Genomic DNA, 14108 nt, shown 5'->3' on the forward strand with positions numbered 1-14108 from the left:
CGCTGGCCCGAACCCACCCACGCCTCCGACGCCACCTACAACTTCCCCTCCAACTAGACCCAGCCGCACGGAGAGAGACATGACTGAGAACACGCTCATCATCGGCACGGCCCCGGACTCGTGGGGCGTCTGGTTCGCCGACGACCCGAAGCAGACCCCGTGGGAGCGCTTCCTGGACGAGGTGGCCGAGGCCGGCTACCGCTGGATCGAGCTCGGCCCCTACGGTTACCTCCCCACCGACCCGTCCCGGCTTGCCGACGAGCTCAAGGCCCGCGACCTGAAGGTCTCCGCCGGCACGGTGTTCACCGCCTTCCATCGGGGACGGGACCAGTGGGAGGAAGCCTGGCAGCCTGCCCGCCAGGTCGCAGAGCTCACGGCCGCGATGGGCGGCGAGCACATCGTCGTCATCCCGGCCATGTGGCGCGACGACGTCACGGGCGAGGCCGTCGAGAATGAGATCCTCGCTCCTGAGCAGTGGGACTCCCTGTTCAAAGGCCACGACGAGCTGGGGCGCCGCCTCGCCGAGCAGTTCGGCCTCAGGCAGCAGTTCCACTCCCACGCCGACTCCCACGTCCAGGCGCAGGCGGACATCGAGAGGCTGCTCGAGAACACCGACCCCGAGCTGCTCACCCTGTGCCTCGACACGGGCCACGCGGAATACGGCGGCGCGAGCAGCGTGGACCTCATCCGCAAGTACCCGGAGCGCATCGGCTACCTGCACCTCAAGCAGATCGACCCGGACGTCCTGGCGAAGGTGCGCGCCGAGAACATGACCTGGGCCGCCGCCAACACCGCCGGCGTCATGGCGGAGCCGCCGTCGGGCCTGCCCGACCTCCGCGAGGTCATCGAGGCCGTCGAGGCGCTCGATCGCCCGATCTTCGGCATCGTCGAGCAGGACATGTACCCCGTCGCGTTCGACGTCCCACTCCCGATCGCCAAGCGCACCCGCAACTATCTCCTCTCGTGCGGCTCCCGCACGCGGGTTTCCTGAGAAAGGCACAACACCATGGCTGAGAACCTGCGTGTCGCCGTCATCGGCGCCGGCCGTATGGGCGCGGACCACATCCAGCGCCTGCACACTCGCATCCACGGCGCCGACGTGGGCGCCGTCGTCGACATCGACCTTGATCGGGCCAAGGCCGCGATCGCGGAGATCCCGGGGGCGAAGGCCTACGCCACCGCCGCCGAGGCCTACGAGTCCGGCGACGTCAATGCCGTCCTCATTGCCACCCCCGGCTTCCTCCACGAGGCCGCCCTCCTCGAGGCGCTCGAGCGGGACATCCCGATCCTGTGCGAGAAGCCGCTGACTCCGGACGCCGCCTCGGCGTGGAAGATCGTCGAGGCCGAGCAGAAGCTGGGCCGCCAGCGCATCCAGGTCGGCTTCATGCGCCGCTTCGACGCCGAATACGCGGCACTCGGCGGCCTGGTCCGCTCGGGGGAACTCGGCGAACTGCTCATGCTCCACTGCCGGCACCGCAACCCCGACACCCCTCCAGGCTTCACCAACGAGATGCTCATCAACGACTCCGTGGTGCACGAGTTCGACGTGATCCGGTACCTCACAGGCGAGGAGATCACCTCCGTCCAGGTGCGCCTGGGCAAGGCCACGTCGAAGGCGCCCGCGGGCCAGCACGACCCGCAGCACGTCCTGATCGACACCGCCTCCGGCGTCCTGGTCGACGTCGAGATCTTCGTCAACGCCCAGTTCGGCTACGAGGTGGCCACGCAGGCCGCCTTCGAGGACGGCATCGTGGACATCGGCGCCGACGCCGGGCCGTACCTCCGCCGCGCCGGCCGGTGGGGCGGCGAGGTCACGCCGAGCTTCATCGAGCGCTTCGGCACGGCGTACGACGTCGAGGTGCAGTCGTGGGTCGACGCCGCCCTCCGGGGTGAGATCGGCGGCCCCTCGGCCTGGGACGGCTACGCGACGGCTGCCTGCTGCGAGGCGGGCGTCGAGGCGCAGAAGAGCGGCGAGCGGGTCGCCGTCGTCCTCAACGAGAAGCCGGCGCTGTATGCGGGGGCGGAGCAGTGAAGCTCGCCCTCGACCCCACGCCGTTCCACTCGACGCACTCGCTGCTCGAGTTCCCGGCCCTCGCCGCCGAGCTCGGCTACGAGTACCTCCAGATGACGCCCCACCGGGACTTCATCCCCTTCTTCACGCATCCGAAGGCCGACGACGAGCTCGTGCGCCAGTTCCGCAGGGCCTGCGCCGACGCAGGCGTGCAGGTGGCCTCGGTCCTGCCGGTGCTGCGCTGGTCCGGCCCGGACGAGGCGCTGCGCGAGGCGGCCGTGAGGTACTGGAAGCGCGCGATCCGGATCACCGCGGACCTGGGCTGCACCCAGATGAACACCGAGTTCTCCGGGCGCCCGGAGAAGCCCGAGGAGTCCGAGGCCTGCTTCTACAGGTCCATGGAGGAGCTTCTGCCGGTCTTCGAGCGCGAGGGCATCCACGTGGCCATCGATCCGCACCCGGACGACTTCGTCGAGGAGGGGCTGGCGGCGCTTCGCGTGATCCGCGGGCTCAACTCGCCGAACGTCGGCATGGTGTACGTCGCCTCGCACACCTTCCACATGGAGGACGAACCGCTGCAGATCATGCGCGCGGCCGGCGAGCGCCTCCGCGTGGTCCACGTCTCCGACACGATGGACCACCACGCCTCCCACGGCCTGCGGTACATCACGAATCCGCCGGGCAACGCCGTGCGGGTCCACCAGCACCTCAAGATCGGCGCCGGCGACGTCAACTGGGACGGGTTCTTCGACGGCCTCGCCGAGATCGGCTTCCTCGACCGGGAGGACACCGTCATGGTCTCGAGCGTCTTCGCCGAGAACGAGAACGCGGCGGAGGTCTCCCGCTACCAGCTCGCACAGATGGCCGAGCGTTCCGCGCGGGCCGGCGCCGCGCGCTCGGGGGAGCCGGCCCGCGCGCACGCGTAGGCCGCTCCCACGGATCGAAGGGCCAGGCCCGGGGCACCGCCCCGGGCCTGCCCCTTCCGTTCTCCGCCCCGTGGTTTGGGGACTGCTCGTGGTCGGGTAACGGCGCTGTGATCGAGCGCAACGAGTGGAGGACCACCATGAACGGCATGAAGAAGAAGGCTCTCGGCACGGGGATCGTCGGGGTGACAGCGCTGGCGCTGGCTGCCTGCACGGGCGGCGGTGGAACGGCCTCGAGCCCGAGCGCGAGCTCCTCGGCGAGCCCGAGCGCGAAGGTCTACAGCGACTCGGACCTCCAGTCCCTGGTCTCGGGGCTGAAGGATTCGGACGGCAACGACCTCAAGCCCTACTCGAAGGACCAGGTCAACGCCGGCAAGGACCTCGGGAAGGTGCTGCTCAGCACGGCGACGGTGGATCCGAGCGACTGCAAGTCCATCGCGACGGCCGGCCTGGTCAACAGCGTGGACAACGGCTCCGTGGCGGTGGCCATCTCGGACAGCCAGAAGCCGCGGACGGTCTCGGCGCAGTCCGGCTCGGAGGGCCCCGACTCGCAGCAGGTCCTGAAGGACATCGAGGGCAAGATGGGCGCCTGCGCGAAGTTCACGGTCTCGGCGCTGGGCCAGAAGGTCACGGTCGCGAGCAAGCAGCTGCAGGCCACCACAGACGCCGCGGAGACGTTCGGCACGGTCAGCACCCGCGGCGACAACAGCTCGGACATGCTCATGCAGGTCTCGGGCGCCCAGGGCCGGCTCCTGGTCGTCGCGACCAAGAGCGGCGGCAACCTCGGCGACACCGATCAGCACGAGCTCGAGGGGCTCGTGAACGACGTCCTGCACAAGGCCACCGGCTCCTCGACGTCCAGCCCGTCCTCGAGCATGACGAGCTCCTCGTCGACGTCCACCGAGTCCAGCAGCCCGAGCTCCTCGAGCTCGTCCAGCAGCTCGGAGACCTCGGGCATGTCGTCGAGCCCGTCGTCGAGCGCGAGCCCCTCGGCGTCGTAGCCCGGCCGCTGCCTAGGACGCGAACGGCAGGCGCGGGTCCACCTGCTGGCCCTCCCACGTCGAGCGCACCCAGCCGTGGTGCGGGTCGTCGCTGATGAGCCAGTCGCGGACGCGGCCCGGGCCTGCCATCACGTTGAGGTAGTACAGGTCATAGCCGGGGGCCGCCATCGCGGGCCCGTGCCAGCCGTAGGGGACGAGCACCACATCGCCGGTGCGCACCTCCGCCTGGACGTCGATGGGGCGCTCGTCGGAGGCGTACACGCGGGCGTACCCGACCGGGTCTTGGCCGGCGCCGTCCCGGCCGGCGGCGGGGGAGCCGGGAGCGAGGCGCGTCTCGAAGTAGTAGATCTCCTCGAGCGCCGTCTCGCCGTCCTTCTCCTCGTCGTGCTTGTGCGGGGGATAGGAGGACCAGTTGCCGGCGGGGGTGATGACCTCGCACACGATGAACCGGTCCGCCTCGAGCGCGGCAGGGGTGCCGAAGTTGTGCACCTGGCGCGAGCAGTTCCCGGCGCCGCGCAGCTCCACGGGGGTCTCCTCCGCGCGGACCAGCCTGGTCGGGTACTCCGCCTTGGCGGGGGCGAGCGCGACGGCGACCCTGCCGCCGTCGGCCGATGTGATGGTGACGGCTTTCCCGATCCCCGTGTAGAGCACGTCGCTCGGGCCCGCGAAGGCCGAGGTGCGGCCGCGCAGGAGGTGGGGCTCGCCGTCGACCCTGACCTCGAAGGCGCCGGAGAGCGGGACCACGATCCGCTCCTCGCCGGCGGCCTCGAGCGACACGCTCGCGCCGGCAGCAAGCTCGGCGACCTTGATCCCCGTGTGCCTCCAGCCGTCGGCGGCGAGCGCGCTGTCGTGGGCGCCGAGCGAGACCTGCCAGTCGCCGTCGGACGCCGAACCGAGGGGGAAGACCCACTGTGCCATCTGATTCCTTTCAGTGGTGCTGTTGATCCGGGAGCGGGCTGAGCGCGCGGCCTACCGCTGGACCAGCGTCATCTCGAAGCTGTAGGAGTCGGCCCGGTAGACATGCCGGCCGGTCTCGACGCTGCGGCCCGTGTCGTCGACCGCGGTGCGCTCCATGGTCACGAGCGCCGAGCCCGGCGCCACCTCGAGCAGCCCGGCCTGGTACTCGTCCGCGACGGCGGCACCGATGCGCTGGTTGGCGAGGCGGAAGTTCACGCCCCCGTCCCGCAGGATCTGGTACATGCCCTGCTCGCGCAGGCCCACCTCCGTGAGCTCGGCGACGTCGTCCCGCACCCAGTTCTCCATGAGCGCGAGCGGCTTGCCCTCGACCGAGCGCAGGCGCGTGAAGTGGTAGACGCCGACGCCCTGGGGCAGCTGCAGCGTCTGCGCCACCTCCGCGTCCGCGGGACCGTGGCTGAACTTGAGCACCCGGGTGCTGGGGCGCTTGCCGCCGCGGGCCAGGTCGTCGAACAGGCTCGAGAGCTCCAGATGGCGGCGCACCTGGCTGGCCACGACCTGGGTGCCGACGCCGCGCTTGCGCACGAGCAGGCCGGCCCGGACGAGCTCATCCATCGCCTTGCGCATGGTGGGTCGGGACAGGTTGAGCTGGGCAGCGAGCTCAATCTCGTTCTCGAGCTTGGAGCCCGGCTCGAGCAGGCCATTGCGGATCATGCCCTCGATTCCCTGGACCACCTGGTGGTACAGCGGCACGGGAGAGGACCTGTCGATCGGGATGTTGAGGGTGGCTGCCATGACCCCTCCTTGGGCCCGGCGGGGCTGACTAGCCCTGGCCGAATGTTTGGTTGATAGGACAAAATATTGAAGTGATCGTAGCACCGCGCATCGTGCGTGGACAGGGTGCCGCGGGGGTCGCGCGCTGCGGGGAAGCTTGTCAGGACAAACCGACCTGACCTTCGGGGATTGTGGAGCCCCGGGCCGCGCGAGTTGTATCGATCTGCCCGCTCCTCAGGAGGTGGCTCCCAGGAGGTGACTCCCAGACGGGGGTGGGTCAGGGGCGGGCCGGGGCGGTGGAGCCGCGGACCACGAGGTCGGGGGAGAGGAGTTCGTGGTGCGGCGGTGCCGCAGGGTCGGCGAGGCGCGCCAGGAGGGCCCGGCCGGCCGCGGCCCCGACGTCGCGGGAGTGCCCGTCCACGCTGGTGAGCGCGAGGTACCGATAGGCGGCCAGGGGCGAGTCGTCATGGCCGACCACCGAGACGTCCTCCGGCACCGAGAGCCCCCGCTCGCGCAGCGCCGCGAGCGCACCCACGGCCATGACGTCGTTCGCCGCGACGATTCCGGTCACGCCGGGGTGCGCCTCCAGGAGCGCGCAGGCCGCGGCGTACCCGGCGGCCTCCGTGGTCGCGCCCCCGCCCGTGGTGACCGGCTCGAGCCCCGCGGCCCGCATGGCCGACTCGTACCCGCGCCGCCGGGCATCGCCGGGGCCGCTGTGCCCGGCAAGGTGGGCCACCCGGGCGTGGCCCAGGCGGAGCAGGTGCTCGGTCGCCAGCCGCCCCCCGAGCTCGTCGTCGCCTGCGACGACATCGAAGGGCTGGACGACATCGAAGGGCTGTCCGGCGTCCCCGGCCCCGAGCGCTCGGGTGCCGGCCACGACGATCGGCGCCCCCACGCCGTCGAGCGCGCCGGGCGTGAGGTCCGCCGCGATGACGAGCGCGTCGACGTGCTGGGCCAGGAAGCCCTCCACGGGGCTGCGCCCCGCGGCGTCGAGCTGGAGATCGGCAGCGCTCGCGGTGTACCCGGCCGGGTCGAGGACCGAGCGGAGGCCTGCGAGCAGTTCGACGAACCATGGGTTGTGGAAGTCATCGATGAGGACGCCGACCGTCCGGGTGCGCTGGCTCGCGAGCGCGCTCGCGGCGCGGGACGGGCGGTAGCCGAGCTCGTCGATGGCGGCCTCGACGGCCTCCCGCCGCGCGTCGCTGACGTGGGGCGCCCCGCGCAGGACGAGCGAGACGAGGGACTTGGACACGCCTGCCCGCTGGGCCACGTCGTAGATCGTGGGGCGTGGGGTCGCATCAGTCGGCACGGCACCATCATGGCATTGCCCGGCGGAGGGCAGGAGGCTATTGACAGGACAAAGTCGGGCCCCGTATCGTAATTTGGAGCGCTCCAAAGACCAGACTTTCCGGCGTCGCCGGACCCCTCGAAGGAGAGAACCATGAGCAAGCCCCTCGGCGTCGCCGTCATCGGCGCCGGCATGGCAGGCAAGGCCCACGCCGCTGCCTACCGCACCGCGAGCACCCTCTACCGGCCCACGCTCCCTCAGATCCGGCTCGTCTCCATCGGCGACGTCAACGCAGAGTTCGGGCAGGCGGCCGCGACCCGCTTCGGCTACGCCCGGCACGATTCCTCCTGGCAGGCCGTCGCCGAGGCGGACGACATCGACGTGGTGAGCGTGGTCATCGCCAACTCGCTGCACCGCGAGGTGGTCGAGGGCCTCCTCGCGGCAGGCAAGCACATCCTGTGCGAGAAGCCGCTCTCCGATGCCCTCGCCGACGCCCGGGCCATGGCGGACGCCGCCCGCGCTGCCGAGGAGCGCGGGGTCCTGGGCCGCATCGGCTTCACGTTCCGCCGCACGCCCGGCATCGCCGCCATCCGTGAGCTCATCCAGGACGGCACGCTCGGGCGTCCGCTGCACTTCTCGGGCCGCTACTGGACCGACTACGGCTGCAGTCCGCAGGCCCCCATGAGCTGGCGCTACAAGGGCGGCCCCGGCTCGGGCGCGCTCGCGGACATCGGCAGCCACCTCGCCTATGTGGGCGAGTTCCTCTGCGGGGACATCCGGTCCGTCTCCGGCGGGGAGCTCTCCACGGCGATCACGCAGCGCCCGCTCCCGATCGGGGCCGTCATGGGCCACGACCACGCGGCCGTCTCGGACACGTCCGAGCCGGTGGAGAACGACGACGTCGCCTCCTTCTCTGCCGAGTTCGCCTCGTGCACTGGGTCGCTGTCCGTCTCCCGCGTCGCCGCGGGCCACCCCAACTCGCTCGTCTTCGAGGTCTTCTGCGAGAACGGCGCGGCCTCGTTCGACCAGCGCCGCCCCGCCGAGATCGGCCTCTTCCTCCACGAGGGCCCCTCCGCCCAGAACGGCTACCGCCAGGTCATCCTCGGCCCCGACCACCCCTACATCGCCGGCGGCCTGGCCATGGACGCCCCGGGCGTCGGCTTCGGCCAGAACGACGCCTTCGGCTACCAGGCCCGTGCCTTCCTCGAGGAGGTCGCAGGGGTGGCCGAGGCCGAGTCCCTGCCGCGCTGCGCGACGTTCGACGAGGGCGTGCGCAACATGGAGATCCTCGGTGCCGTCGCCGCCTCCGCCGCCGAGGCCGGCCGCCGCGTCGAGGTGCCGTCCGCGCGTCAGCCCGTCGCCGCCGTCGTGCGCTGATTCCGACGCCACCAGACCTCCCCCAGGAGACCACCATGAAGCTCGGCGTCTACAACGCGATCCTGCACGACCGCCCGCTGCCCGAGGCCCTCGAGGTCATCGCAGGCCTCGGCCTCACGGGCATCGAGATCAACACCGGCGGCTTCCTGCCCGCCGTCCACGTGCCCACCTTCGACGACATCCTGGCCAGCGACACGGCACGGGACGACTACCTCGGCCTCTTCGAGGGCTCCGGCGTGGGCATCGCCGGGCTGAACTGCAACGGCAACCCGCTCCACCCCAAGCCCGAGATCGGGCAGAAGCACGCCGAGGACATCCGCCGCTCCATCCGCCTCGCCGAGCGCCTGGGCCAGAACCGGGTCGTGACCATGTCCGGCGTGCCCGGGGGAGAGCCCGGGGCGAGCGTGACGAACTGGATCGTCAACGCGTGGAACTCCGCCGCCTTGGATGTCCTCGACTACCAGTGGGGCATCGCCGCGGACTTCTGGCGCGCGACAGACCGCCTCGCCGCGGACCACGGCGTCAAGGTGGCCCTCGAGCTGCACCCGCAGAACCTCGTGTTCAACACCGCCGATGTCTACAGGCTGGTCGAGCTGACGGGCGCGACCAACGTCGGGGTGGAGCTGGACGCCTCGCACCTGTTCTGGCAGCAGATGGACCCGGTCGCCGTGGTCCGCGAGCTCGGCCCCCTCGTGTTCCACGCCGCGGCGAAGGACGTGCGCGTCAACCCCGAGAACGCGAGGCTCTACGGCGTTCTGGACAACCGCTTCCGCCGGCTCTCCCCGGACGAGCCGCGCACCAACCTGGGCGGCGACGAGTGGGCCAACGAGTGGCCCAAGGACTCCGCGTGGGACTTCGTGGCCCTCGGCCGCGGGCACGACGCCGCGTACTGGGCCGAATTCCTGCGCGCCCTCCGCGAGGTGGACCCGGACATGATGGTCAACATCGAGCACGAGGACGTCTCCCTCGGCCGGATCGAGGGCCTCGAGGTCGCCGCCGGCGTGCTGCTCGGGGCCGCACGGCTGATCGGGGAAGGAGCCCCGGCCCGCGCGTGAGGGCCGGGCTGGTTTCCGCCCGACCGCACCCCCGGCTGTGTGCGGCGGGTTGGACCGCCGTGCACAGGCCGTCCGGGGCCGCGACGGGGGAGGGCGACCGGTGGGAGACTGGCGCCATGACCCTGAACATCACCGGCGACGCCGCCGCCGACCGCCTGCTCACCGAGGACCCGCTCGCGCTGCTGATCGGGATGCTGCTCGACCAGCAGGTTCCGATGGAGACCGCCTTTGCCGGTCCCCTCAAGATCGCCGAGCGCGCGGGCACCCTTGACGCCGCCGCGCTCGCCCACACGAACCCCGACGAGTTCGCGGCGCTGTTCAAGGAGACCCCGGCCGTGCACCGCTTCCCCGGCTCGATGGCGGCCCGCGTACAGGCGCTGTGCGCGGCGATCGAGCAGGACTGGGGCGGGGACGCGGCGGCCCTGTGGACCGAGGGCGCCCCCGACGGCGCCGAGGTGCTCAGGCGCCTGAAGAAGCTCCCGGGCTTCGGGGAGCAGAAGGCCAAGATCTTCCTGGCGCTGCTGGGCAAGCAGTACGGCTACGCCGGGGCCGGCTGGCGCGAGGCCTCCGCCCCCTACGGCGAGGACGGCTCGCACCGCAGCGTCGCGGACATCGTCTCCCCGGAGTCGCTGGCCAAGGTGCGCGAGTTCAAGCGTGCGCAGAAGGCCGCCGCGAAGGCCCGGACCTCGTAGGGCGAGGCCAGACGCCGCGTGGTAGCATCGTCGCGGCCGGGGTCCCGGCCGCGACGAACAGGCCCATCGAGGACGCGCCGGCTGGCGCCATGAGGGGAAGCAGACGTGATCGCTGCAGTGAGCGGGGTGGCCGTGACGGCCTGCTGCGCACCCCTGCGCCCGTCTGCCTCCGCTGCCTGACCAGGCTTCCTGAACCCGAGCCCGTAGGTGCCCGGCGCGCTGCCGCGTGCCGACCATCTCACGAGGGCACCCCACGGCACCCGGACGGCAGACACCGCCCCGTCATGCCCCGCTCCGACGAGCGCGGGCCCGAAGCGATGCCGCGAAGCGAGCCCTCCCATGCAGAAGACCACCCTGAACCAGATCCGTTCCTCCTTCATCAACGCCAGCCGGTCCGAGGCCGCCCGCCTCACCCCGCCGAAGGACTTCGACGAGCTCGACTGGGACGCCCTCGACGTCCTCGGCTGGCGCGACCCGAAGATGCCCCTGCGCGGCTACCTCGTGGTCCCGCAGCCCGACGGCCGGATCGTCTCCGCCATGCTGCGCGCGCCGGAGGGCGGAGCACGCAAGAACCGTGCGGTGCTGTGCGAGCTGTGCCGCTCGGTGGATGCCACGAACGACGTCCTGCTGTGGGTGGCCCGCCGCGCCGGGGCCTCGGGGCGCAACGGCAACACGGTCGGCACCCTCATCTGCGCCGACTTCGAGTGCAGCGCCAACGTGCGCGTCGAGCCGCCGGCGGACCCCATCAACCCCGATCCGTCGCTCGTCGTGGCGAAGCGGATCGAGGGCCTGGGCGCGCGGGCCGGCCTCTTCGTGGAGAAGGTGCGCGGCTAGGGGAGGACACCCGCGCACGACGCCGGCCACCCGCCGTCGTGCGCGGACCCTCACCGCCCGCCCGGGGCACCCGCCTGGGCGTGCCGCGGGCTGTCCGGATTGAGCAGCGAGTGCCGGCGGGAGTAGCCGAAGTAGATGGCGAGGCCCACCACGAGCCACACGGCGAACCGTACCCACGTCTCCCACGGCAGGGAGATGATGAGCCAGAGGGAGAACAGGACGCCGATCGCGGGCACCACCGGCATGAGCGGCGTGCGGAAGGACCGTGGGATCTCGGGGCTGCGGTAGCGCAGCACGATCACGGCCAGGCACACCACCACGAACGCGGACAGGATGCCGATGTTGGTCAGCTCGGCGACGGTGTTGATGGGCAGGACGCCGGCGAGGATGGCCGAGCCGACGCCCACGATCCACGTGACCCGGGTGGGGACGTGCCGCTTGGGGTCGGTCCAGGCGAACCACTTCGGCAGCAGCCCGTCGCGGCTCATCGAGAACCACACGCGCGTGACGCCGAGCATGAACGTGAGCATCACCGTCAGGATCGAGATGATCGCGCCGACGGCGATCACGTCCGCAACCCCGGGGAGCCCCACCGCGGCGAACGCGCTCGCGAAGCCGGACTTCGGATCGATCTGCGTGTAGTTCTGCATCCCCGTGAGCACCAGGGTCGCGAGGACGTAGAGGACCATGGCGATCACGAGCGAGTAGATGATGGCCTTGGGCATGTGCCGGGTGGCATCGCGCGACTCCTCGGCGGCGGTGCTCATCGCGTCGTAGCCGAACACGGCGAAGAACACCGTGGCCGCGCCGGTCATCACCCCGCCGAAGCCGAAGGGGAAGTAGGGGTGGTAGTTGGCGCTGTTGATGTGGAACACGCCGAGGACCACGATCACCACGACGAGCAGCACCTTCAGGGCCACGACCAGCAGCTCGAACCGGCCCGTGCTCTGGATGCCGCGGGTCAGGATCCACGCCGTGAGCAGGCACAGGATGATCGCGAAGACGTCCACCACGTGCCCGGGCCCCGTGCCGGGGGCGCCGAGCATCCACGCGGGCAGGTCGACGCCGAGCTGGCCCACGAGGAAGCCGAAGTACCCGGAGATGCCGATCGCGACCACGGCGACGATGGCCGTGTACTCGAGCAGGAGGTCCCAGCCGATGAACCACCCCACCACCTCGCCGAGGGCCGTGTACCCGTAGGTGTAGGCGGAGCCGGCCTTGGGGATCATGCCGGCGAACTCGGCGTAGGAGAGCGCGGCGGCCGCGCTCGCGACGCCCGCGACGAGGAAGGAGACGAGCACGGCCGGACCGGCGGTCTGGTGCGCCACGGCTCCGGCGAGGGAGAAGATGCCGGCCCCGATGATCCCGCCGACGCCGATCGCGGTCAGCTGCCAGAGGCCGAGGGTCCGGGACAGGTGCCCGATCCCGGGCTCCTCCTCGATGTCATCGATTGGCTTGCGCCGGAGGATGGACTGGTTCTTCCCTGACATCGCGGCCTCCTGGTGGTTGGCTGTCGATCCTCGGATGCTCCGCAGGGTACTCCTGTCCCGGGCTCCTGTCGCCGCCGGGCGCCGCTGTCGGCGAGCACGACGTCGGCGGGCCGCCTCGCGCGAGGCGGCCCGCCGACGTCGTGCTTCCGGTGGTGCTACTTCGACCCGAGGAAGATCGGGTTCGTCAGCGCGGCCATCGGCCCGAGCGGGAGGTCCGGGCCCATCTCGGTGCCGCTGCCCGAGGTGCCGTCGCCCTTCGGGTGGCGGACCTCGACGCGCAGGTAGGCGGCGAGCTGCGGGGTCGTGACCCACGTGACCGTGCCCTGGCCCGAGGCCGGCAGGGTGACCTGCTGCGTCTGGCCCTCGTCCGTGATGAAGCGGACCACGCCGTTCGGGACCCCGCCGACGGTCGCCGTCACGGTGACCGGCGCGTCCGGGGCGACGTCGAGCCGCTCGCCGATGCCCGCGCTCCGGCCGCCGGACTTCACGGCGAGGTCGAGGGTGATGTCCGCCGACTGGGCAATCCAGGACCGGCCGCTGCGGATGCCCTCGAGGATCGCGTCGTGCGAGAGGGCCGCGGCGTTGACCACGTTGTGCGGCCAGCCGATGACCTGCGGGGAGCTGTGCGCGTCGGAGTTGCCCATGGCCGGCAGCCAGCGGCCGTTGGTCCGGACGGAGTGGACGAGCATCGAGTCCCACGTGCTGATCGACATCTCGTCGTCATGGGTCCAGGGGCCCGTCCAGACCTCGACCGCGTCCGCGTCGTCGTAGCCGAACTTCCACCGGCACGCGACGTAGGGGCAGTACGGGTGGGCCGGGACCACGAGGCCGCCGCGTGAGCGGATGAGCTGGGCGGCGTCCTCGAAGCCCTTGTCCCGGGCGCGGTAGCGCCAGTCGATCCAGTCCCCGGGCGGGAGGCCGAGCGCGAGGTAGTGGCCGTTGCGGGTGGTGACCTCCTCGCCGGTGAGGATGAGGAGGTCGTTGCCGGCCAGCGGGCCCCACACCCCGTGGGAGGCGGGCGTGTTGTGGTCGGTGGAGATCATGAAGTCGAGGCGGGCGGCCCGGGCACCGGCGGCCACCTCCTCCGGGGTCCGCTTGCCGTCCGAGTAGACGGTGTGCAGGTGGGCGTCGCCGCGGTACCAGCCCGCGCCCTTGCCGGCCACGGCCTGGGCCGGGTACTTCGGCTGGAAGGGCGCGCCGTCCGGGCCGTAGTCCAGGGTGACGGTGACCGAGTAGTCGAGTCCGCCCTCGGCGACCTGGTAGGGGCCGAGGGCAATGTTCCAGGTGCCCTTGCCGACCGGCCCGGGCAGGTAGCCGGGCGTGGCCTCGGCGGCGCTGATGAAGAACTCGGTCCGGAAGCCGCCGGACCAGCCCCGGAAGCCCTTGCCCTGGAGGCGGGTGCCCTGCTCGTCGAAGATGCCGATGTCGCAGGAGTTGGAGAGCAGGCCCGGGGCCACCGTGGGCCTGCTGTACGTGTAGGAGACGCTGATCTTGTTCACGCCCGCGGGGACCTCCACGGGCAGGTAGACGAAGTCGGCCGCGCCCGGATCCAGGTGGCCGGTGATCGTCTTGGTCTTCTGTGTGCCGCTGTCCGCGGCCGCGAAGCTCATGGGTGCCAGGGTCAGCGCCGCGCCGGTGAGCGCGGCCGCCAGGAAGCCCCGGCGCGAGGGGGAGAGGGGGGCAGGGGTGTCGCCGCTGTGGGCCTTGCAGGGGGAAGTCACCCGCGACATCGTGGTGGCCCGTACTTA

The 14108-nt window shown here is 71.5% G+C and carries 13 protein-coding genes; 8 read left to right on the top strand and 5 right to left on the bottom strand.

The window, feature by feature from the left end:
* Positions 1 to 79: 79 nt before the first annotated feature.
* The 4 genes from ACYVKZ_RS12050 to ACYVKZ_RS12065 all read left to right on the top strand — a co-directional run bounded on the left by ACYVKZ_RS12050 (position 80) and on the right by ACYVKZ_RS12065 (position 3935).
* On the top strand, positions 80 to 991 hold the full coding sequence (locus ACYVKZ_RS12050; RefSeq protein ID WP_460992491.1) for a sugar phosphate isomerase/epimerase family protein: 912 nt from the start codon (positions 80 to 82) through the stop codon (positions 989 to 991).
* A gap of 15 nt (positions 992 to 1006) precedes the next feature.
* Positions 1007 to 2032, top strand: a complete 1026-nt coding sequence (locus ACYVKZ_RS12055; protein ID WP_460992492.1) for a Gfo/Idh/MocA family protein — start codon at positions 1007 to 1009, stop codon at positions 2030 to 2032.
* Positions 2029 to 2937 carry a sugar phosphate isomerase/epimerase family protein gene (locus ACYVKZ_RS12060; protein ID WP_460992493.1) on the top strand — a complete coding sequence of 303 codons (909 nt, stop codon included), beginning with the start codon at positions 2029 to 2031 and terminating at the stop codon, positions 2935 to 2937. The genes ACYVKZ_RS12055 and ACYVKZ_RS12060 overlap by 4 nt, the downstream gene beginning before the upstream one ends.
* 146 nt (positions 2938 to 3083) lie before the next feature.
* Positions 3084 to 3935, top strand: coding sequence for a hypothetical protein (locus ACYVKZ_RS12065; protein ID WP_460992494.1), 852 nt, complete (start codon positions 3084 to 3086; stop codon positions 3933 to 3935).
* Positions 3936 to 3947: 12 nt separating this feature from the next.
* On the opposite strand, the gene iolB is transcribed toward ACYVKZ_RS12065, so the two are convergent.
* From iolB to ACYVKZ_RS12080, 3 genes are all read right to left on the bottom strand, one after another.
* A complete protein-coding gene (gene iolB / locus ACYVKZ_RS12070) occupies positions 3948 to 4853 on the bottom strand; it encodes a 5-deoxy-glucuronate isomerase (protein WP_460992495.1) in 906 nt (301 codons plus the stop codon).
* A 51-nt stretch (positions 4854 to 4904) separates the two neighbouring features.
* Complete coding sequence (locus tag ACYVKZ_RS12075) at positions 4905 to 5645, bottom strand: GntR family transcriptional regulator (RefSeq protein WP_460992496.1); 741 nt, start codon at positions 5643 to 5645, stop codon at positions 4905 to 4907.
* Between the two features lie 256 nt (positions 5646 to 5901).
* Complete coding sequence (locus ACYVKZ_RS12080) at positions 5902 to 6933, bottom strand: LacI family DNA-binding transcriptional regulator (protein ID WP_460992497.1); 1032 nt, start codon at positions 6931 to 6933, stop codon at positions 5902 to 5904.
* Between the two features lie 132 nt (positions 6934 to 7065).
* On the opposite strand from ACYVKZ_RS12080, the gene ACYVKZ_RS12085 reads away from it, so the two are divergent.
* The 4 genes from ACYVKZ_RS12085 (at position 7066) to ACYVKZ_RS12100 (ending at position 10870) form a co-directional block, all read left to right on the top strand.
* Positions 7066 to 8289 carry a Gfo/Idh/MocA family protein gene (locus ACYVKZ_RS12085; RefSeq protein ID WP_460992498.1) on the top strand — a complete coding sequence of 408 codons (1224 nt, stop codon included), beginning with the start codon at positions 7066 to 7068 and terminating at the stop codon, positions 8287 to 8289.
* A 35-nt stretch (positions 8290 to 8324) separates the two neighbouring features.
* A complete protein-coding gene (locus ACYVKZ_RS12090; protein ID WP_460992499.1) occupies positions 8325 to 9344 on the top strand; it encodes a sugar phosphate isomerase/epimerase family protein in 1020 nt (339 codons plus the stop codon).
* A gap of 116 nt (positions 9345 to 9460) precedes the next feature.
* On the top strand, positions 9461 to 10036 hold the full coding sequence (locus ACYVKZ_RS12095; RefSeq protein ID WP_460992500.1) for an HhH-GPD-type base excision DNA repair protein: 576 nt from the start codon (positions 9461 to 9463) through the stop codon (positions 10034 to 10036).
* A gap of 339 nt (positions 10037 to 10375) precedes the next feature.
* On the top strand, positions 10376 to 10870 hold the full coding sequence (locus tag ACYVKZ_RS12100; RefSeq protein WP_460992501.1) for an FBP domain-containing protein: 495 nt from the start codon (positions 10376 to 10378) through the stop codon (positions 10868 to 10870).
* Positions 10871 to 10920: 50 nt separating this feature from the next.
* On the opposite strand, the gene ACYVKZ_RS12105 is transcribed toward ACYVKZ_RS12100, so the two are convergent.
* Both ACYVKZ_RS12105 and ACYVKZ_RS12110 read right to left on the bottom strand, forming a co-directional pair.
* Positions 10921 to 12360: an amino acid permease gene (locus ACYVKZ_RS12105; RefSeq protein ID WP_460992502.1), complete on the bottom strand. Its 1440-nt coding sequence runs from the start codon at positions 12358 to 12360 to the stop codon at positions 10921 to 10923.
* A 155-nt stretch (positions 12361 to 12515) separates the two neighbouring features.
* Positions 12516 to 14081 (bottom strand): CehA/McbA family metallohydrolase, encoded by a 1566-nt coding sequence (locus ACYVKZ_RS12110; RefSeq protein ID WP_460992503.1) that lies wholly within the window; start codon positions 14079 to 14081, stop codon positions 12516 to 12518.
* Positions 14082 to 14108: the final 27 nt, after the last annotated feature.

The sequence above is a fragment of the Sinomonas soli genome (assembly GCF_054782415.1).